The organism is Alkalicoccus chagannorensis DSM 18086 (genome assembly GCF_000429725.1).
GTDB classification, from domain to species: Bacteria; Bacillota; Bacilli; order Bacillales; family Salisediminibacteriaceae; genus Alkalicoccus; species Alkalicoccus chagannorensis.
In genome coordinates, this window is sequence record NZ_AUCK01000004.1 from 77,146 (window position 1) to 97,143 (window position 19,998).

A 19,998-nucleotide genomic window follows, 5' to 3' on the forward strand; every position below is an offset into this window, starting at 1 on the left:
TTTACAGACCACACTTCAGCTGTGCACTGCAGTTCGTACACGTATTACAACCGCCGATGTCTTCAACGGTTCCCTGGCGGCAGACAGGACAAGTATCACCTACTTCACTTCCGTAATTAACAGAAGTGGATCGAAGGTCAGCGATTGATTCAACAAGCACAACAGGCTGTCTTGTTTCATCCGGTTCTTCACCGCCTGTCAGGTCTACAGTATATTCATCGTTTTCTTCTGCTTTCAGTGTCAGCACCTGAGAATCACGGCTTCCGTCAACATAGACCGTGCCGCCTTTCGCCCCGCCGTTGTAGAGGCGTTCGTATACGGACTTGACCTGATCGACCGTATAGCCTTTCGGAGCGTTGACGGTCTTACTCAACGAGCTGTCGACCCATTTTTGAATCACGCACTGGACGTCTGCGTGTGCTTCCGGCGACAGATCCATGCTGGAGATAAACCACTCCGGAGGATTTTCCGGGTCCTGCTCCGGATGATCTTCAAGGTAGCGCTGCAGGATTTCGGCTTTCACTTCGATGAATTTGCCGAGCCGTCCACTTCGGAAATAAGAAAAGGAGAAGTACGGTTCCAAGCCGGTGGAGACCCCTACCATCGTCCCCGTAGACCCTGTTGGTGCCACGGTCAGAAGGTGCGAGTTGCGGATACCGTGACGGAGCACGCCGTCTTTGATATCCTGCGGCATTTTCTCCATGTATCCCGTGCTGATAAACTGCTGTCTCAAGTGTTCCGTTTCTTCGGTGCTGCTGCCTTCGAGGAATGGGAACCCGCCTTTTTCTTCAGCAAGGTCAATCGATGTGCGGTAAGCGGTCGTTGCAATCGTTTCGAAGATTTGATCCACCAGCTCGTTTCCTTCATCGGATCCATAGACGGTTTCTGTTTCAATCAGCAGATCATGCAGGCCCATCACGCCGAGTCCTACGCGGCGTTCACCGAGTGCCTGCTTCGTGTTCTCTTCCAGAAAATACGGCGTCGCATCGATGACGTTATCCTGCATGCGTACGCCCGTTGCAACAGTCGCTGCCAGTTTGTCGAAGTCGACTACTTTATTCGTATGGTCCGCCATTTCGGCAAGGTTTACAGCGGCAAGGTTACAGACCGAGTATGGAGCAAGCGGCTGTTCCCCGCACGGATTCGTTGCAACAACCTTTTGTCCGTAGGCGCTCGCGTTGGTCATCTCGTTGGCATTATCAATGAAGAAGATTCCCGGCTCTGCTGAATAGGTGGCGCAGATATTAATAAGATTCCAGAGTTCGCGGGCCTGAATAGTACGGTGCGTCTTTACCGCAAAGCCGAGCGCCTGCCATTCCCGGACGTCACCATATTCGGTCCATTCCCGGTTGTAGGCGTCCATCTCAGCTTCTGTGTAACTTTCCACGTCCGGAAAACGAAGTTCATAAGACGCATCTTCTTCAACTGCTTTCATGAAATCATCCGTAATACATACCGAAATGTTCGCACCTGTCAGGAACTCCGGATTGTTGACCTGATATGTGCCGCCGTCACGGAGTTTCTGTTCCGCTTCCCGGATTACCTTCGGATCAAAGCCGCCCTGGCCTTCAATATGCTTATAATTCGCGATGCTCTGATACATCGCCTCCTCCAGCTCGGTGAGCGGAGTGAATTTCAATTTTTCGCTGATAAGACTGCGGATCTGCTCGTCTTCCGACTGTTCCAGCAGGTAGCGGAGGATTCTCGGGTTCTGCATCTTGGAAACGATAAACTCGAGAACATCCGGATGCCAGTCCGCCAGCATGATCATCTGCGCACCTCTTCGGGAACCGCCCTGTTCCACCAGGTGCGTCAGCTTCGCTATATCATCCAGCCAGGAAACCGAGCCGGAGGATTTTCCGTTTACCCCCCGTGCCAGTGCGTTACGTGGGCGCAGGGTAGAACCATTGGTACCGACTCCGCCGCCACGGCTCATAATCTCCATCACCTGTTTACGGTGATCAGAAATGCCCTCACGGGAGTCTTCAACAAACGGCATCACATAACAGTTGAAGTAGGTAACGTCCGTTTCCGCGCCAGCTCCATACAGCACTCTCCCGGCAGGCACAAAATTCATATTCACCAGCTCATGATAAAACTGATCGAACGCTTCCTGCTTCTTCTCTTCGGTTTTCTCGACCGATGCCAGGCCCCGAGCATTCCGCAGTGCAATCTGCTCATAGAAAATCTCGAGCGGTTTGTCGATCGTAGCGGTCGTACGCTTGACGATCCCCGTCTCTTTTTCCTTACCTTCCAGCATGGCGGTGAATTCTTCATCGACGGAGACGTAAACCTCGTCGTGGTCCCAGTCCACTTCTGTAACGAAGCCGAATCCACGTGCAGGAAATTTCGGGTCAGGTTTTACGGTTAAAACAACGAAGTCACCGCTTTTCAGCGTTTTCTTCTCTGTATCTTTGAATGTATAGCGGTCCAGCATGACCAGACGGGAAACGCCACTCTGCGTGCGGTGCATGTCCTCTGTAACGGGAAACACCTGCGGGAAATGCTCAATATCTCGGTTCAGCTGATCGGCATCAATGTTTTTACTGGACATAAATGTTGTCACTTGACTCGCTCCTTTGCACAAAATGTTGAATGAGGGACTTGCCGGAGCGCCGGCAAAAGCGCACCGCCCTGTAGACACTGCCTTTCACACACTATATATAGGGTCACCTTCAACAATTTGCTCAATATATTGTTATCTTCGTTTATTTTATACCCTGACACAGACTCTGTAAACGACTATTTTTTTCCTCCGAGTATTGACACATTGCGAAGCGGCGTCAGCTCAGGAAAAAGAGAGCAGAAAATCTTCCGCCCTCTCTGGTGCCGGTTAATATTTTTCTGTCCAGGCCTGAGCAGCGTACTTTTCTTCTGCAAGCTGCAGGACTTCTTCTTCCTGTTTTTTATCAGGCGTCCACGTTTTCAACGAGACACCGAGTGCCTCTTCAAATCCGCGCCGGAAGTGTGCTTTCATCGTTTCCATGTCAGCAAGTTCTTCCATCAGATCCCCGAGCGGCGTTGCTTTTTTATAGAACCCCTGCTGCATTCTGTCACGTACTCTCTGATCTGGAAACTGAAACATATCGAAAAGTTTGTCGGCATCGATCGTGCGAATGAGCGAGCCGTGCTGCAGGACAACGCCTTTCTGCCGGGTCTGAGCACTACCGGCGATTTTCCGGCCTTCGACTACCATCTCGTACCAGGATGGTGCATCAAAACAGACAGCTGAACGTGGATTCTTAAGCGCTTCTTTTTCCTCCTCTGTTCTTGGAATCGAGAAGTCTGCATCAAGACCGAGGCTGCGGAATCCTTTTAACAATCCTTCGGAGAGCACACGGTACGCTTCCGTTACCCCCTGCGGGATGCCGGGATAGCTTTCTTCAACGATGACACTGTAGGTCAGTTCATCCTCGTGCAGCACGGCGCGGCCGCCGGTCGGCCTTCTGACCAGCCCGGCTTGATGGCGTTTTACTGCTTCCAGATCAATATCCCGGTGAATCCGCTGAAAGTAGCCGAGAGAGAGAGAGGCAGGTGCCCATTCGTAAAAGCGTACAACCGGTGGAATTTCTCCATTGCGGTGCCATTCCATTAATTTTTCATCCATGGCCATATTATACTCCGGGCGCTGGGCGCCGGAATCGAGGTAATACCATTCTGAAGTCATCATCATTCTCCTTCCATCAGCTATCATTTTACCTGACAGGTAGACAAAGCGGCAAAAGATAAGCCGCAGAGGATTGCACAATTCATTATTAAGGTATATCATTTAAAATGATGCATGTAAATCGAAAAAAGGAGTGTCACGATGAGCTGGTGGATACTTTTGCTATTAACAGCAGCACTGCTTGCCCTGCTGCTTTTCAGGTTAAAGAAACCGAAGTATTTAAAGACATTAACACAGGAAGAATTTACGAAAAATTACCGCAAGGCACAGCTGCTGGATGTCCGGGAAGAACGTGAATTCAAAACCGGTCACATTCTCGGTGCACGCAACCTCCCGCTGAGTCAGCTGAAGATGCGCATAGAAGAGATTCGGCCCGACACCCCGGTCTATATTTACTGCCAGAACGGATCCCGCTCCATTCAGGCAGCAAAAATTATTCAAAAAAAGCGACAGCCTGAAGAAATTGCCATGCTGAAAGGCGGCTTCAAAAAATGGAGCGGCAAAATTAAAAAGAAATAAAGGGCTTCACACGACAACCTGCAGCGCGAAGCTTCATTTCCCGTATGCCGGCAGCAGCCGGGCTTCTATGTAAGAAAGGCTCCGTTTCCACAGCAGTGGAGGTGAGGACCTCTGGCCAGCACCTGCTTTGTTTTCCGCGGTCATCTCCACACAACGCCGCGCACTTGTACCTCCCGGTTGAAATAACGGCTCCTGAAACAGAGATCCTTTTCTTTTGTACCGGTACAGAACGAAGCAAGAGCAGTCGGACGTCTGCTGAGCTGCTGCGGTGTTTCTCAAGGAACGTGAACAACCCTTCAACGACGAATTCATCCCTGTCAAAGGGAAAAAGCGCCCAGGGCCGAATAACGGCCCTGGGCGCTTTTTTGCTTACTATCATGTTGTGACAGCTTCTTGTTTCTCGTATCTGAGCACCGGTTTTCGTGCGGCCGTCGTTTCATCAAGACGTCCCAGCACGGTGTGATGAGGTGCTTCCTGTACAACTTCTGGTGTGTCTTCTGCTTCCTTCGCAATTTGTATCATCGCATCACAAAACTCATCGAGAGTCTCTTTGGATTCGGTTTCCGTCGGTTCGATCATCAGGCATTCTTCCACGTTGATCGGGAAGTAGATAGTCGGAGGATGATAGCCGAAATCAAGCAGTCGTTTCGCCATGTCCAGTGTGCGGACCCCAAGCTTTTTCTGGCGGCTTCCTGAGAGCACGAATTCGTGCTTACAGTGCTGCTTATACGGTGCGTCAAAATACGGCTCCAAACGACGGAGCATGTAATTGGCATTCAGCACAGCCTGCCTGGATACCTGCCGCAGCCCTTCCGGTCCCATCGTTCGGATATACGTGTATGCGCGCACGTTTATACCGAAGTTTCCGTAATAAGGCTTCACCCGGCCAATGCTTGCAGGGAAGTCCCAGTTGAAGAAAAACGTTCCTTCTTTTTCCTGTACTACCGGCGCAGGCAGGTATGGCACGAGATCCTGCTTCACTCCTACAGGGCCGGAACCAGGACCTCCCCCGCCGTGCGGAGTGGTGAACGTTTTGTGCAGATTCAGGTGTACAACGTCGAATCCCATATCCCCCGGCCGTGTCATGCCGAGAATCGCATTGGAATTCGCTCCATCATAGTACAGTTTTCCACCGGCGCCGTGAATGATATCTGCCATTTCCGTAATCTGACGCTCAAAAAGACCGAGTGTGTTCGGATTTGTCAGCATCAACGCTGCCGTATCGTCCCCTGTAAGCTCACGAAGATGATCCAGGTCTACAAGTCCTTCTTCGGTGGAGCGTACGGTCACCGCCTCGAATCCGGCAACGACCGCGGAAGCTGGATTTGTTCCGTGGGCAGAATCCGGAACAATCACTTTTGTTCTTCCAGTATCCCCATTTGCTTCATGGAAAGCACGGATCAGCATGAGACCCGTCCATTCTCCATGAGCACCAGCAGCCGGTTGAAGTGTGACCTGATCCATTCCTGTAACGGCTTCAAGCGACCGCTGCAGCTTATACATCAGCTCCAGCGCACCCTGAATCTGTCCTTCCGGCTGATATGGGTGCAGGTGGGCAAACCCTGGGAGCCTTGCTACGTCTTCATTTACTTTCGGATTGTATTTCATGGTACATGAGCCTAGCGGATAAAAGCCGGAATCGACGCCATGGTTGCGCCGGGAAAGAGCCGTGTAGTGACGAACGAGCTGAAGTTCGGATACTTGAGGAAGGTCCGCTTTCTTCTTCCGCCGCAGTGCGGCCGGCAGCAGGTCGTCCTTTTTATCGATATCGAGCTCCGGAAGGCTGTGACCCCGCCGGCCTTCACGACTGTATTCAAAAATGAGCGGCTGTCCATTGGTTGTCATACAGATTCCTCCAATGCTGATGCGAATGCATCAATTTCTTCTTTCGTGCGGAGCTCTGTCACCGCAAGGAGCATGTCATGACGACGGTTTTCGTAGAATCGGCCGAGATCCAGCCCTCCGATAAATCCTTTTTCCATGAGTCGTTCATTCACTTCTGCAGCCGGTGTATCCAGGCGGACAACAAATTCATTAAAAAACAGTTTGTCCGTTTCTAATTCAAATCCTGCATCCTGAAGCACACCAGCGGCGTAATGCGCTTTCTGCAGGTTCTGTTCCGCTACTTCTTCGAGTCCATATTTACCGAGGGCGCTCATCGTAATCGAAGCAGCCAAAGCATTCAGCGCCTGGTTCGAGCAGATATTACTTGTAGCTTTATCGCGTCGGATGTGCTGTTCGCGCGCCTGCAGAGTCAGCACAAAACCACGTTCTCCGTTTTCGTCCGTAGTCTGACCCACAAGTCTGCCCGGAACTTTTCTCATTAATTTTTTGGTAACCGCAAAATAACCGCAGTGTGGTCCGCCAAGCTGTGTAGGAATACCAAACGGCTGTGCATCACCGACAACCACATCTGCCCCGAATTCTCCAGGCGGCTGCAGGATACCAAGACTCAGTGGGTTCGATGAAACAATGAAGTGGCTTTTCGACTGATGTGCTGTCGTTTCTGCGCGTTCCAGATCTTCCAGCTGCCCGAAAAAGTTCGGATACTGCATAACAACGCAGGCCGTATTCTCAGAATATTTCGCTTCCAGATCGTCCATATCGGTAAGCCCGTCTTTCTCCTCTACTTCGATAACGTGCAGATTCTGTCCGGCCGCGTTGGTTTTCAGCACTTCCAGGGATTCTGGATGGACAGCGCGGGAAACGAGGATCTCTTTTTTCTTGTTCACGCCACAGCTCATCATTGCCGCTTCCGTCAGAGCAGTCGGACCGTCATACATCGAACTATTGGCTATATCCATTCCTGTCAGCTCACAGATCATCGTCTGAAATTCAAAAATCCCCTGCAGTTCCCCCTGCGAGATTTCAGGCTGGTACGGCGTGTAGGCAGTGAAGAATTCAGATCGAAGCAGCATATGATTGACGACAGATGGGATATAGTGTTCATACACACCCGCACCAAGGAAAGATGGATAATCTTTGATATTCACGTTTCTACCTGCAAGACGGTTCATTTCTTTCATCAGTGCTGTTTCGTGCAGGGCTGGTTCGATCTCCAGCTGTCCCTGGAATTTGACATCATCCGGAACGTCCGCAAACAGATCCTCCAGCTGATCTACGCCAATCGTCTGCAGCATCTCCTGCTGGTCTTCCTCGGTCATAGGGAGATAGCGGAATTCACTCATGTTGGTCATCCTCTCTATTTATTCCTTTGATAAAACGGGGTAGCTGTTACTACAGCTCGTTTTCTCTTCCCTCGTATTTCCACTTCCACCTCGGTTCCCATCTCTTTAAGGCCGCTGTCGATCAGAGCAAGCCCGACGTTCTTCCCAAGCGTTGGAGACTGGGTGCCGGACGTTACAAATCCGACTGGTTCTCCGTTATGAAAAACGTCGTACCCGTGTCTCGGGATCGCTTTATCAACCATTTCAATACCTGCAAGCTTCCTGGAAGGCCCGTTCTCTTTTTGTTCACGGAGGACTTCCTCCCCAATAAACGTGATGCCTTTCCCTGGCTTCACGGCGAACCCGATACCGGCTTCAATCGGAGTAATATCCCGGGAGAGCTCCTGCCCATAGAGAGCAAGGCGCGCCTCAAAGCGGAGCGTATCTCTTGCACCGAGACCGATCGGCCGGGCACCTGCTGCAACGAGCGTTTTCCATAATCCAGGAGCATCTTCCGGACGACAGTAGATTTCAAACCCATCCTCGCCCGTATACCCCGTTCTCGAAATGAGGACAGACGCGCCGTCCATGTCTACATTGGACTGAAAACGAAAAAATCCGATATCCTGAAGGTTCGTCCCGGTCAGCTGCTGCAGTATTTCTTCTGCTTCCGGCCCTTGAACAGCGAGCTGAGCCGTTTCATCTGACTCATTTGCGATGTGCACCTGCTCCTCCTTCAAGTTGGAGCGGATCCATTCCTCGTTTTTGGCCGTATTCGCCGCATTAACAATCAGCAGCACATCATCATCTGCCGTCTTATACAGCACGAGATCATCCACCGTGCCTCCGTCTTCATAACAGAGCACCGTGTACTGGCACTGACCATGCTTCACTTTAGCGAGGTCGTTGGTCAACAGCCGCTGCAGAAATGGAATCGTGTCTTCGCCGGTTATGCGTATTTCTCCCATGTGAGATACATCGAACAAGCCGGCTTTCGTTCTGACGGCATGGTGTTCTTCTTTAATAGAGCTGAACTGGACTGGAAGGTCCCAACCTCCGAAGTCGATCACCTTTGCTCCATACTGTTCGTACAACGGATGGAGCGGTGTTTTATTCCCCATTTTCAGACACCTCCTGAATGATAGAACAGCCGAACAAACGCGCGTTGCGCCTTTTGAATCAGAGCCGCATGCGGAGTTGCAGCCTGCTCCTGATACGTGTTGATGCTCCAGGCTCTTTTCGCGCAGTGAACGGAGCTGCCGTTTCCTTCAACGAGCCGTTGAACCATTTCCGGCCTGTAAAAAAAGACAGGGGCATACGGAAAACATCCGTCTGCCCCTGTCCTGTTACCTGAGAGTTTCCCTAGCCTGCTGGCAGGTTTCCCCATCGGTGTCTGTCTTTTCAGACTTTCCAGAGATGCGTCGAACAGGAGTCCCTGTACCTGAGAGATTCACGTAATCGCTTGCTCCTTCGGTGACGGCTCAGCCGTGCTCTCCCCCTGCTGTCATTCGCTTTATTCAGCTGCTGATGCGTTTTCATCTACATCATACCACCTGCAAATTCAGCGCCGCAAGTGTTTTTCAGCGGATGAACCGAATGATCTCATCTGCTGTCTCTCTCGGCGTTCGGTTTTCAGTAGATATGATCACATCTGCTTCTTGATAAAGCGGGAGTCTTCGTTCATAACGTTCCTTGAGGGCTGTCTGTCCCTCTTTTGTAAGGGGACGGGTTTCATCTCCTTCAATTCGTTGAAATAACGTATCGAAAGGTGCCTCGAGGAAAATAACTGTTCCTGAGGTTTTCATCTCCATCCTTACATCGGACGTTTCCACGACGCCGCCGCCCGTTGCAATCACATGCGGCTCCGTCCGGAGTTCCCTCACCGCGTCAAGCTCCAGCAGGCGGAACGCTTCCTCTCCACTCTCCTGAAAGATTGCCGGAATTTCGCGCCCGTCTTTCTTTTCGATATACTGATCCAGATCAATCAATTTACGCCCCAGCTTTTCAGCCAGCACACCGCCGACGGTTGTTTTCCCGACGCCCATAAAGCCTGTTAAGTAAATCGGTTCTTTCACACTATCCCCCCTTTTTGTCTTCATGCCATTCCGTGATCCGTTCTGTTTCCTCATTATATAGAAAAGAGGCTGTCAATGTATAGAGCGGTCCGTCCATTTCCAGTTGAATACGCCACAAGCCATCCGTCTCCAGAGCGCTGTCAGCGTAAATGGGTCTGCCTTCATATTCCGAAGAAAAACCCGTTTCCCTGTTTTTGATCGCAGAAGCTGCCCCCGCCCATAACAGCTGCCTCTCAACATAATGTTCCTGGTCATGCTGCTGAAGCTCCACACGATGCTGATGATCTGTCATCAGATACAGCAGCCAGGCACTCAGACAGAATACGAGCAGCATGACTGACAGCAGAATAAAACCACCCTCTGATCTTCTCAAGGCAGTGCCCTCCTTGCCGGAAATCCAATAACGGTTGTGTGAACCGTACCCCCGGCTGTGATCTCAACTCGAACATCATGCAGCAGGGCCTCATACTGCACAAGGTCCACGTGCTGCAGCACAACTTCATGTCCGGTCTGATTTACACGTCTTCTGATTTTATCCTGATACATTTCATACGAGATATTGGAGCGGCCGACGCGCATCACGATCGTCCGTCCCTGGTTCATGATGTGAAAAGATGAAGCCTGCTGAACTTCCGCTTCGAGCTGTCTGGAAAATACCATCATTTCTTTTTCCGAAAATCTCCCTGTATCCGGCCGGCTTTCCACCCAGAAAGTATAGAGTGACACAAACAAAATCAAAACAACGAACATAACCATGAGAGACGCCATTGCCTCCAGCAGAAGAAAACCACGATTGTTATTCAAAGCGCAGCGGGAGACATCGTTCTGTCTCTGTTCGTGTACTGGCAAGACAGATTTCCACCACTTCTCCGCCATAGCGGGTCACCCCCTGATACGTACCGATGTCTCCGGCAATTTCTCCGGTCAACGGCTTGTTTTTCCCCGCTTCTTCATAGAGGATCTGCATCATCTCCCCGTTTTCAGCGTGCCCTTGTTTTTCCTGAAGCAGAAAAACGAAGATACTTAAGCAGAAGCCGAGAAACAAAAGAAGGATAAAGAGACTTCCGAGCACTTCCAGCATCACGTAGCCTGACTCATGACTCCCGGATGTAGAACCGTCCTCGTCCGATCTGAAATACGAGCTCATATTCTCTGCCCCCTGTGCTGATCTTCATCGTTCCAAACTGCGGAATGTTCCCGTTAGACCGAAAGACGACACTCGCTCCGGACAAGGTGCCCGGCCGGAAGGACATCGGATAGGCCGGATCTCTGGAGAACACAAGCTCATTCTCTATGTAAGCGCTGTAGCTTCCATTCCCATGAAACTGCACAACCATGTGCTTATGTGTCCGCATCGCTTCCAGCTGCAGCATGTGCAGGTCGTCAAGCAGGACCCGTAGATTGACTTCGGCCTGATTTACATGCATGACTTTCTCAGCTGACAGGATTCCTATTCCTGCCGCTGCGGCCGTGATGACCAGCGCGGCCATCACTTCCAGCAGTGCAGCACCTCTGCAGTTACGCATTACTGCGTTTCCGAGGAGGCATTCAACCCGTTAAGCTGAATGCTTCCTCCATCCGGACAGTCACTGCGGTCGATATAGCCTTCCGTCTTCAGTGTTTCAGTACTGTCTGCGAATTGATTATGATCCACGTGATAAGCGAGCGCCTGAGCTTCTACGAGTTCCAGTACAGCTTCACAGCTCTTCGAATTAACGACAGACTGATTTTTTGTCAGGTTTGGTATGAAAACAAGAAGCAGGATGGAGATGATCACCATCACCACCATGACTTCAATCAATGTAAATCCCCGCTTGTTTTTTAATAGATGCCGCATGCAACCACTCTTTTCTTTTAGATTTCCGGCAAAAGGATCAGCCGGTACTGCTGAATTCAGGCAGAATCTCCGTCTACATCTGCCGCAGCACGATCGTCAAATCGACTGCATCATGGAAAACACCGGCAGCATCATCGATAGAAAAAGAACTAACACTACCGCTCCTGCTGCGAGAAAGGCCGCCGGCTGAATCATGTTGACCGCATTGGACGTCTGCTCTTTCAGTTTGTTAAACAAGTAGCTGGAGTATGTGCCGATTTCTCTTCCGGTATCTCCCCGGAGCTCGCCATATTCCCATACAGCAGGAAGCTCTTCCAGATACCAGTTTCTCGTACGCAGAACATCGGAGAATTCTTCTCCCTGTTCCAGCCGCTGCTGATAAATCTCTGCTTCAAGCCGAAAAAAAGCAAGTGATGCCTCTTTTTGTACCGCTTTTAAAGCCTCCTGGAGCGTCAGTCCATTCTGCAGCAGCGGAGACAGCTGAGCAGTGAAATAATACGTCAGCAGAAGGCGGATATAGCGATGGAGCAGCGGAAGCCGGAAGTAAAGACGATACCGCTCGGCGGGTGATTTGTTTTTCATCCGAAAATAAATCATCACAGCCAATGCTGCTGCTGACAGCAGAAATGGAAGCCTGACCCACTCCACGATGAAGATCATCCACCTCGTCACGGCTGGCAGCTCTGTCCCCAGTGCATCATAAAACTGCTGGAATCTTGGCAGGATCCCCTCCGTGAAAGCAGCTGCCAGCACGACAGCACCGAGGATGAGAAACATGGGGTAATAGAGTACCTGCCGCAGCTCCCGCTGCTGCCGGTACTTCTGCTCAAGAAGCCGGCCGGCCTGCTGGATGCTGCTGTAAAACGAGCCGAAAAGCTCCATCATTCTTAAAAAACTGACTGTCTCCCCGGAAAATCCGGCTTCTACAAGCTGGTCGGACAGCAGCTCACCCTTTTCGAGTTCAGCATAAGCATCATCCAGCCATGCAGCTGCAGGACCATGATAGAACGTCTGCTGCAGCAGTACAGCCTCTCTCAGTTCATATCCCTGCTCGAGAAGACCTCCCAGCTCAATCAGAAAACGTCCACGCTCCCCGTCATGCTTGAACGGATTGGTCATAAGCGGGCATTCCTGCTGATTCGGCTGCTGTCTCCTTCACTGATAAACCCGAGCGCGACGCCGCGCTGGAGAAGGTGTCGAAAATTTTTCACCGGCAGTTCTTGACGGTGATGGTCGTGAAGTTGGTTGAAGCAGAGCTGCAGTTCCTCTTCCATTAAAATTTCATACAATGCTTTTCTTCTGCTCGTCCTTCTTTTTTTACAATGAATAGAACAGGCTCCGGAGCAGAACGGACAGGCCGTATCCACAAGTTTCTGTGCAGCAATACCGTAGAGCACTTCCCGAAGGTCTGCGGGATCTGTTCCAAGATCCAGCATCCGCCGCAGTGCACCGGCAGCAGTTGCAGAATGAAGGGAGGATACAACAAGATGACCGCTCATCGCAGCTTTAACAGCTGACGCAGCTGTTTCCTCGTCTCTAATCTCTCCTATAACGATCACATCGGGATCATGCCTGAGCAGGCTTCGAAGTGCAGCGGCATAGGTCACCCCTGCTTTTTCATTGATCTCCATCTGGAGCAGTCCATCCTGTTTTCGTTCAACAGGATCCTCCAGTGTCATAATGTTTTCGGATGAATTTTTTAGTCGTTCCTGCAGCATGGAATATAAGGTAGTGGTTTTCCCAGCCCCGGTCGGCCCGCATAAGAGCACCAACCCGTGAGGACTGAGAATCAATTTCTGAAGGGAATCAATCTGCGAAGGAAATAATGCGAGTTCTTTCATTTCACGAGACGTATCATAGGGAAAGATCCGAACTACGACTGTCTCGAGCATCGCTGAGGGAAACGTGGACATTCTGGCATACAGTGTTCGGCTTCCGATATTTAGTTCGAGACGTTTATTCTGGGGACGTCTCCGCTCTCCGATGTCCATTCCGGCACTGAACTTCATGTGTGATATTAATTTTCTTCCTGTGCTGATTGTCAGCCTTTCCATATCCATTAACCTGCCGTCAACACGTAATCGGACTCTCACATTATCCGCTTCGGTCAGCAGGTGAAGATCAGAGGCCTGCATACTGACAGCTTCTTTAATAAGCTGATGAAACTTAGCAACAACGTCCATACATCACGCTCCTTTGTAAGCGCGGGGTGATCAATCCCGTATGTAAAAGCTCTTACAAGAACATATATTCGCCATTGCTTCTTCATTCTCCTGCTTCTTTTTTTATTTTTTTGTACAAAAACAATATTTTTTTCGAAAAGGGCCATTCCTTCAACGAATGGCAGGAATGACCCACCCCGGTGAGGGGAAGCAGTCCCTCCCCGCTTTTTAACCTCTGGATACGGTCTGCACTTTCAGAGCCAGCGCTTCTGTATGGACATGATGGAGAGCGCGGAGCGCCTTTCGGCCGGAACGGCCTGTACCGCAGGTTCTTTGAGGGAAGCATAGGTTCTTCATGCTTCCCGTGCAGCCGGCTACGCCGTCGTCCTGTATGAAAACTAATACATTCCTATACTTCTAAAAAAAAGAGCTGCCTCCGCAGAGACAGCTCTTCCACAGCCGAAGACGGCTGAGCTATAAATAAGGCAGGCACCATCGTGCCGACGATGTTCATCATCGTCAGAAAGCCAGACTTACTTTTCTTCTTCTTTCAACGCTTCTACGTCTTTTTTCAGTCGCTCTTTCGTTTCTTCGATTTCCTGAACCACTTGCTTCGCAAGTTTACGTCCTTCTGACTTTTCCGTCTCCATGATTTCACGGACGTCCGCAGCAAGGTCTTCGCCCATTTCTGTTGCCTTGTTCGTCACGTTTGATGTTTTGTCGGTAATTCGTTCTACCTGGTCTTTTGCTGCACTCGTAAGATCTTCTGCTTTTTCACGTGCGAGCTGGGAATATTCATTGCTCTTATCTTTAGCTGTGCTCGTCCACTCGGCTGTCCGATCTGCTACTGCACCCGCTCTTTCGTTAATCGTACCGCGGACTTCCGTTCCGGACTTAGGCGTCATCAGGACAGCTGCTGCCGCTCCTACGAGGGCTCCTACAGCGGTTCCGAGAATAAAATCTTTCGTGTTCATGCTGCTCATGTCAATCACATCTCCTTTTTAGTCTGTATGTATATAATTCTTCATACAATTTGATATTCCTTCTTTTAAGAGAAAATAAACCGAAGTTTTTTTCCCCCGCCATTTTTTTGTCACAACTTATCGATTAATCGTTCATTCCTGTGGACTTCAGTTTACAAATGAACCGTTTTCGATTTATAATAAGGTGAACTTTATATCATTCTGATCATCAGCTACATATTTCAAAGGAGGGGACATTATGGAGCGGATGTACCGAGTACTCGGTTTCTGGACAGGAATATTTGCTGTACTTTTTCTCGTCGGTGATATGCTGGAAGCATCAATCCTCTTTTTCGCCCAGACAGCCGTGTTTATAGCACTCAGCTATCTTAAGCTGTCCGAACGTGCATATGTGTATATCTTTGGCGCATACTTAACTGTGTTCTTTGTAGGTTTCACGTATTACAGCACTTTTATTATGCAGCCAGGATTCGGCCATTAATTGAGAAACCGGCTGTCCCGAGATGACATCTCGGGACAGCCGGTTTTTTACCATCCAAACCCGTTAATAAAGGGATTCGTCTCTTTTTCCGAACCAACAGTGGTCTCCGGTCCGTGGCCATTGGCAACGATGGTATCCTCCGGGAGCGGAAGAAGCCTGCTGTGAATACTCTCCAGGAGCACTTCCTCACTTCCACCATATAAATCCGTGCGGCCTACCCCGCCCCGGAACAGAACATCTCCGCTGAACACGATGTTTTCCTCTTCCAGATAAAAGGAAATGCTGCCGGGAGAATGACCCGGAGTGTACATCACGTCAAAGCGAAACGAACCAACATGCAGCGGCCCTTCTTCAACGATCACATGCTCCGGCGGAGAACAGCGGACGGCTTCAATTCCGGGGAAGACACCCGAGCCGTTTTTCTGAGGATCCTCCAGCCAGGAGGCCTCCTCTGCGTGCATATATACTGGACAGTTCCATTCTTTTCTTACCTCCTCAAGTGCTCCGATATGATCAAAATGGGCATGCGTAAGCAGAATGGCGGTTACGTCGTAATCCTTTGTATACTGGATCAGCTCGCCGGCACCACCGCCGGGATCGATCATTACCGCCTCTTTTCCTTGCACGAGCAGGTATCCGTTTGTTTGAAGTGGACCGAGGGGCAGCTTTTCGATTTTCAATCCGATTACCACCTTTCGTCATGGTTTGTTCACAATTTTGTACTTCCTTATTCTTTCTAGTATCTCCTACTCGACATTCTGAATAAAACACAGTAAAATAAACGAGAAAGCATCCGTATCGCGGAGCAGTTAATTCATATCTGTATTCCAATGCAAAGGAGGTAGCCCATTGTTTCTTGGTCTTATTACATTAGGTGTTACAATTTTATCTCTGTTTGGGCTTATTAAGGAAGCGAAGCGCAAAAACTTCTTCGGAGCCGGCTTTGCCTTTGTCTCTGTCGCAGTTTTTGGATGGTTCTCCATCCGTACCATCATTGGTGTCATCTTCACTGATGGAGGAGGCGTCGTCGCCTGACGGCCTGACGCAAGGCAGCGGTTTTACAACCGCTGCCTTATTCTTATTCCGCCTCCTGTACCCAGTAGTAGCCGCTGATTTGATCCTCCAGCTCCTCTGCGAGATCTGCTCCTTCTTCCGGTTCAGCCTGAGCCCACGTATGATACATCCGGACCGATTCGACCCCACTCTGCTCCCAGACCGCTTCGCCGATTGCCCCGGCTGTAATCTCATTATCAATATACGTTGGATACGCAGCAGCGACACCATCCTCTGTCAGGAACACCTCGTGCTCCGACTCTATCGCTTCATTGGCATAGTATAGGGCCACCGACAGATCATCAACAAGTTCAGTATCCTCCGTCACAATTTCAATATAATTATCGCCAATGACCCCGTCCTGCGGCTGCGTTTCCCATTCCCATTCCAGCTGCTGCTCCTGCATCTCCAGCATCATTTCCTCCTGAAGATCAGCGTTCGTCATCTCAGCAGTATTCTCCTGCAGAGTGAAGTATCCGAAGATGAAGAGGCCGGCCATCACAGCTAAAGGCAGCAGCACTACCGTCCAATTTCCTTTCATACAGTCAGGTCTCCTTTACAGAAGCAAGGTCTTTGGCGATCCATGCCGCTCCTAAAACACCGGCGTCATTGCCGAGTGCTGCAATGCGCATATGCGTGTCTTCAGCGATTTTCGGGATCGCATAGGCATCAAAAAACGGCCTGAGTTCCGTGATCAAAAAATCCCCGGCTTTGGAAACGCCGCCGCCAAGAACGATCGTCGATGGATTTAATGAGTTGCACAGGTTAGCGAGAGCAAATCCAAGGTGGTCCAGCGAAGTACGCAGCACACGAAGGGCTCCCTCGTCTCCGGCTGCAGCTCCCTCAAGTACGTCTTTGGCAGTAACTGCTCCATGGTGCTGCAGTATCTGATGCAGATGGTCGGACTCTCTTCTCTTCGCTGCTTCCGAACCGAGCCGGGCGATGCCTGTCGCCGAGCTCACGGTTTCCAGGCAGCCGGTTTTTCCACAGTTGCAGAGGAATCCGTCGTCCCGCACTGCCGTAATATGGCCGATTTCGCCCGCCATTCCACTTACACCGTGAACGATACGTCCATCGGAAATGATGCCTCCGCCTACACCCGTGCCGAGCGTGACAGCCAGCATATTATCGGCTCCGTCCCCTGCACCTTTCCACTTCTCCCCGGCCGCTGCCAGGTTGGCATCATTATCTGTCCGAACAGGTACCTGCAGAAGGGCGGAAAGCTCATCAGCAAGAGGGTAGTCCTTCCACCCGACATTCACAGCTTCGTAGATATATCCGCGTTCCACGTCAATAAATCCAGGCGCGCCGACGCCGGCAGCTTCAATATCCAGATCAAGCTGAGCCGCACGATGCAGCAGGGCATCAGCTGTTTCAGCCATAATGTAGCGCCCCTTCTCTGCCTGATTCGTGTTGATTTCCCATTTGTCGATGATATCTCCTTCAACTGTAACAAATGCCAGCTTCACTGTCGTTCCTCCGACATCCGCTGCAGCAATCACAGATTGTGTCATCGTAACATCCCCTTTCCTCGTCTTCGATTTATGTAAGTTTCTGCCGCTCCTGGTGTATCACTATTCTGGCATCCGCGTAAAAAGTACTGTCGATCAGCCCGAGCCTTCGCTGTTCGTCCAGTTCTTCCTGAATCAAATCCAAGTCTGCTTCCTTATTGCCAGTATAGATAACAGCCTGATAGGATTTCAAATGCTGCAGCAGCTCCAGATACGTCATGGAATCTTTTACCCCTTTCTTTCATTAACCGCCTTCTATTATAGCAGAGAGCACTGTTTTGCGCCTCAGAAAATGAGACAATGCGTTGCAAATGCCGGTCAGACATGGTATCATTATATTGTTCAGTAATTCACATAGTCATTTGAAACAGAACTGGCATTCATGGATGCCGTCATAATAGAAAGGAGCATACACGATGGGTGATGATCAAGTAAATAAAGTGCTGAAGGAAGGAATTTTAGGAAAGCCGGAGCTGAAGGCAGATGAGAAACGAGTATTTCTCGGCAACTTTGCTGAAAGAGTGAAAATTGCTCTGACCAACGGCCAGGTCTACAAAAAAGGCATGTATGAAGAAGTTGTCCATAAAATGAAAGACACCCAGCTCCACCTCTACATCAACGGCCGGCTTCCCTATCAATCTTACAACAACTACGTAAAGGAAGCGACGAAACACGGGGTGCCATTCACCATTCACGCGGAAGCCGGCGATACGCCGGTAGGACTCGTTCTGGCATCCGATAAGCCCGTATTTGAGCAGGAGAAGTTTATTGAGGACGACATATTCAAGCACGACATGGAGCACAGCGGCTAAGATGCCTGCTGTGCTTCAATATCGTCTTGAAGCTCTTCATACTGTTCATCCGTCTCCAAGCGGAGCGCTTCTTCGATATACCTTTCAGCTTCGTCCATGTCTCCCTGTTCGTAGGCGATTACAGCGAGGTTGTAGTAGGCTTCGTGAAAATCGTCTCTGATACTGACTGCCGCGTCAAGCAGTTCTGAAGCGTTATCCAGATTTTCCTGATCTATCTCCAGCGAGGCGAGCAGAAAGTAGGCATTAGATTCAAGCATATCCTGGGGAATCGGCCCTTCCCCATCAGAAGGCATGTCCAGCACCTGCTGCAGGTATCGTTCCGCTGCCTCTGCTCTGCCAGCCTCCGCAGACTCTCTCCCCAGTTCATAGTAAACCGCCTGCAGCTGTCCGCCTTCGACTTCCTGAGAGAATCCGATATTCCATAGGAAGAGCCCCGCGGCCAGACCTACGGCTAAAGACAACGGCTGACTGACATGCACCCCACGACCGGGAAGTCCCGCTGCAGCTGCGGCCGCAAAGCCGCCCGCGAGTCCACCTATGTGGGCCCCGTTGTCCACCATCGGAACTAGAAAGCCAAAGGTTAAATTGATGATTAAAATGATAACAACACTCATACCGAACGTACGGAAAAACAACCGGCGTTTGATCAGCCCAAAGTAAAGCAGAGCGCCGAACAAGCCGAAAATAGCCCCGCTCGCTCCTGCGGAAATATTGTCGTTAAAAACGAAACTGGCAATTGATCCTGACAAGCCGGCCGCGGCATAAATCCAGAGAAACCGTAACGAACCGAAAATTCTCTCGACTGCCGTCCCCAGGAAATAGAGGGCCAGAGAGTTCATGAATAAATGAAAGAAACCGATGTGCAGAAACATACTGGAGAAAAAACGCCACCATTCCCCCTCCAGGATAAGCGGATCGAATTTGGCCCCCATCTCCACCAGAGTCGTTGTTGCCATGGAACTGCCGCGCAGCTCCATCAACGCAAAAACCGCGAGAATGACAGACAAGAGCACAAGCGTCAACACCGGCTTTCCGAACAAAAATGCCGCCTGATCTTCTTTCTGCTGACGGTGATATTCTCGTCGAACCATGTGCCGTACCGTATCCCGGAACTGCTCTGTCTGCCCTTCCCCTTCCAGCTGAAAATCAGGGGTGAACGGGGGCATTTACTGCAGCTTCCACTCTGTTGCCAGAGGAAAAAGGACGCTCTCCAGTTCTTTTAATGGAAGTACAACCGTCCTGAACTGGCGCTGTCCTCCAGCAGTGAAGGGCAGTGCTCTTGATACATCCGATTCGTAGCTGTCCACCGGTGTATACGGAGCCGTAACGACATTAACAACATTCGCCTTCCGGAGATTCAATTTTTTTCGAACCCTGTCTGAAGCTTTGTAGGCACGTTCAATATCTGTCCGCAGTTCCCGGCTCCAGTCATAACTTTTCAAATGAAACCGGAGGAGCTGGGTCTTCTTTCCGCGGTTATCTTCCAGCCAGATAATCGGTCCATCCTCATTCATGTGCACAATCTGCATCTGCTCTCTTTTCACTAAATGATAAATCAATTCCCAATACCTGAGCTCTGCATAGGCATCGTTCACTTTGTCACCCCCCTGCGTCCTTTCCAACGCCTCCTTATGTACCGTACCCTAAGCCTCTCGTAAAAAAACAGAGGTCAGAGATCGTTATAAGCGGAAATGAAAACGCCCACGGAATCTCCATGAGCGTTTTCATGCA

The 19,998-nt window shown here is 50.4% G+C and carries 24 protein-coding genes and 2 riboswitches; of the genes, 4 read left to right on the plus strand and 20 right to left on the minus strand.

Annotated features, from left to right (window positions below):
* Position 1: 1 nt before the first annotated feature.
* Complete coding sequence (locus G477_RS0102975; protein WP_156897276.1) at positions 2-2,554, minus strand: vitamin B12-dependent ribonucleotide reductase; 2,553 nt, start codon at positions 2,552-2,554, stop codon at positions 2-4.
* A gap of 279 nt (positions 2,555-2,833) precedes the next feature.
* Entirely contained in the window at positions 2,834-3,670 is an 837-nt protein-coding gene (locus G477_RS0102980; protein ID WP_026696678.1) for a lipoate--protein ligase family protein, read from the minus strand.
* Between the two features lie 138 nt (positions 3,671-3,808).
* On the opposite strand from G477_RS0102980, the gene G477_RS0102985 reads away from it, so the two are divergent.
* Positions 3,809-4,186, plus strand: a complete 378-nt coding sequence (locus tag G477_RS0102985) for a rhodanese-like domain-containing protein (protein ID WP_026696679.1) — start codon at positions 3,809-3,811, stop codon at positions 4,184-4,186.
* Positions 4,187-4,561: 375 nt separating this feature from the next.
* Here the strand turns inward: G477_RS0102985 and gcvPB are convergent, their stop codons facing one another.
* The 12 genes from gcvPB to G477_RS0103060 all read right to left on the minus strand — a co-directional run bounded on the left by gcvPB (position 4,562) and on the right by G477_RS0103060 (position 14,410).
* Entirely contained in the window at positions 4,562-6,031 is a 1,470-nt protein-coding gene (gene gcvPB / locus G477_RS0102995; protein WP_026696681.1) for an aminomethyl-transferring glycine dehydrogenase subunit GcvPB, read from the minus strand.
* Positions 6,028-7,374 (minus strand): aminomethyl-transferring glycine dehydrogenase subunit GcvPA, encoded by a 1,347-nt coding sequence (gene gcvPA, locus G477_RS0103000; RefSeq protein ID WP_026696682.1) that lies wholly within the window; start codon positions 7,372-7,374, stop codon positions 6,028-6,030. The genes gcvPB and gcvPA overlap by 4 nt, the downstream gene beginning before the upstream one ends.
* Positions 7,375-7,388: 14 nt before the next feature.
* The gene (gcvT, locus tag G477_RS0103005; protein WP_026696683.1) at positions 7,389-8,474 is read right to left on the minus strand and encodes a glycine cleavage system aminomethyltransferase GcvT; all 1,086 of its coding nucleotides are present in this window, start codon (positions 8,472-8,474) and stop codon (positions 7,389-7,391) included.
* Positions 8,475-8,689: 215 nt separating this feature from the next.
* A riboswitch (glycine riboswitch) is annotated at positions 8,690-8,769 on the minus strand.
* A 3-nt stretch (positions 8,770-8,772) separates the two neighbouring features.
* A riboswitch (glycine riboswitch) is annotated at positions 8,773-8,861 on the minus strand.
* Positions 8,862-8,933: 72 nt separating this feature from the next.
* Positions 8,934-9,428: a shikimate kinase gene (locus tag G477_RS0103015; protein ID WP_026696685.1), complete on the minus strand. Its 495-nt coding sequence runs from the start codon at positions 9,426-9,428 to the stop codon at positions 8,934-8,936.
* Between the two features lies 1 nt (position 9,429).
* The gene (locus tag G477_RS0103020) at positions 9,430-9,801 is read right to left on the minus strand and encodes a hypothetical protein (RefSeq protein WP_026696686.1); all 372 of its coding nucleotides are present in this window, start codon (positions 9,799-9,801) and stop codon (positions 9,430-9,432) included.
* Positions 9,798-10,277, minus strand: coding sequence for a competence type IV pilus minor pilin ComGF (gene comGF / locus G477_RS0103025; RefSeq protein WP_170203817.1), 480 nt, complete (start codon positions 10,275-10,277; stop codon positions 9,798-9,800). Before comGF ends, G477_RS0103020 begins: the two co-directional genes overlap by 4 nt.
* Positions 10,225-10,575 (minus strand): hypothetical protein, encoded by a 351-nt coding sequence (locus tag G477_RS0103030; protein ID WP_156897269.1) that lies wholly within the window; start codon positions 10,573-10,575, stop codon positions 10,225-10,227. The genes comGF and G477_RS0103030 overlap by 53 nt, the downstream gene beginning before the upstream one ends.
* Entirely contained in the window at positions 10,523-10,954 is a 432-nt protein-coding gene (locus G477_RS18545; protein WP_035211051.1) for a hypothetical protein, read from the minus strand. Before G477_RS18545 ends, G477_RS0103030 begins: the two co-directional genes overlap by 53 nt.
* Entirely contained in the window at positions 10,954-11,265 is a 312-nt protein-coding gene (comGC, locus tag G477_RS0103040; RefSeq protein WP_026696689.1) for a competence type IV pilus major pilin ComGC, read from the minus strand. Before comGC ends, G477_RS18545 begins: the two co-directional genes overlap by 1 nt.
* Positions 11,266-11,361: 96 nt before the next feature.
* Positions 11,362-12,384: a competence type IV pilus assembly protein ComGB gene (gene comGB / locus G477_RS0103045; RefSeq protein WP_026696690.1), complete on the minus strand. Its 1,023-nt coding sequence runs from the start codon at positions 12,382-12,384 to the stop codon at positions 11,362-11,364.
* The gene (gene comGA, locus G477_RS0103050; RefSeq protein WP_026696691.1) at positions 12,381-13,448 is read right to left on the minus strand and encodes a competence type IV pilus ATPase ComGA; all 1,068 of its coding nucleotides are present in this window, start codon (positions 13,446-13,448) and stop codon (positions 12,381-12,383) included. Before comGA ends, comGB begins: the two co-directional genes overlap by 4 nt.
* A 512-nt stretch (positions 13,449-13,960) precedes the next feature.
* Positions 13,961-14,410 carry a YtxH domain-containing protein gene (locus G477_RS0103060; protein WP_026696692.1) on the minus strand — a complete coding sequence of 150 codons (450 nt, stop codon included), beginning with the start codon at positions 14,408-14,410 and terminating at the stop codon, positions 13,961-13,963.
* 238 nt (positions 14,411-14,648) lie between these two features.
* On the opposite strand from G477_RS0103060, the gene G477_RS0103065 reads away from it, so the two are divergent.
* Positions 14,649-14,891 (plus strand): DUF2626 domain-containing protein, encoded by a 243-nt coding sequence (locus G477_RS0103065; RefSeq protein WP_026696693.1) that lies wholly within the window; start codon positions 14,649-14,651, stop codon positions 14,889-14,891.
* Between the two features lie 47 nt (positions 14,892-14,938).
* Here the strand turns inward: G477_RS0103065 and G477_RS0103070 are convergent, their stop codons facing one another.
* Entirely contained in the window at positions 14,939-15,571 is a 633-nt protein-coding gene (locus G477_RS0103070) for an MBL fold metallo-hydrolase (protein WP_026696694.1), read from the minus strand.
* A gap of 169 nt (positions 15,572-15,740) precedes the next feature.
* Here G477_RS0103070 and G477_RS0103075 point away from each other — a divergent pair, with 169 nt between their 5' ends.
* Complete coding sequence (locus tag G477_RS0103075; RefSeq protein WP_026696695.1) at positions 15,741-15,926, plus strand: DUF2759 domain-containing protein; 186 nt, start codon at positions 15,741-15,743, stop codon at positions 15,924-15,926.
* A 43-nt stretch (positions 15,927-15,969) separates the two neighbouring features.
* Here G477_RS0103075 and G477_RS0103080 read toward each other — a convergent pair whose 3' ends face one another.
* From G477_RS0103080 to G477_RS0103090, 3 genes are read right to left on the minus strand one after another with little or no spacing between them, the layout of a single operon-like run.
* Positions 15,970-16,485, minus strand: a complete 516-nt coding sequence (locus G477_RS0103080; protein WP_026696696.1) for a hypothetical protein — start codon at positions 16,483-16,485, stop codon at positions 15,970-15,972.
* A 4-nt stretch (positions 16,486-16,489) separates the two neighbouring features.
* Positions 16,490-17,458, minus strand: coding sequence for an ROK family glucokinase (locus G477_RS0103085; RefSeq protein ID WP_026696697.1), 969 nt, complete (start codon positions 17,456-17,458; stop codon positions 16,490-16,492).
* A 28-nt stretch (positions 17,459-17,486) separates the two neighbouring features.
* Entirely contained in the window at positions 17,487-17,675 is a 189-nt protein-coding gene (locus G477_RS0103090; protein ID WP_026696698.1) for a YqgQ family protein, read from the minus strand.
* A gap of 196 nt (positions 17,676-17,871) precedes the next feature.
* Here G477_RS0103090 and G477_RS0103095 point away from each other — a divergent pair, with 196 nt between their 5' ends.
* On the plus strand, positions 17,872-18,267 hold the full coding sequence (locus tag G477_RS0103095) for a YueI family protein (RefSeq protein ID WP_026696699.1): 396 nt from the start codon (positions 17,872-17,874) through the stop codon (positions 18,265-18,267).
* Here G477_RS0103095 and G477_RS18550 read toward each other — a convergent pair.
* On the minus strand, positions 18,264-19,433 hold the full coding sequence (locus G477_RS18550) for a rhomboid family intramembrane serine protease (RefSeq protein ID WP_051287634.1): 1,170 nt from the start codon (positions 19,431-19,433) through the stop codon (positions 18,264-18,266). The genes G477_RS0103095 and G477_RS18550 overlap by 4 nt on opposite strands.
* Complete coding sequence (locus G477_RS20420; protein ID WP_156897270.1) at positions 19,434-19,889, minus strand: hypothetical protein; 456 nt, start codon at positions 19,887-19,889, stop codon at positions 19,434-19,436.
* Positions 19,890-19,998: the final 109 nt, after the last annotated feature.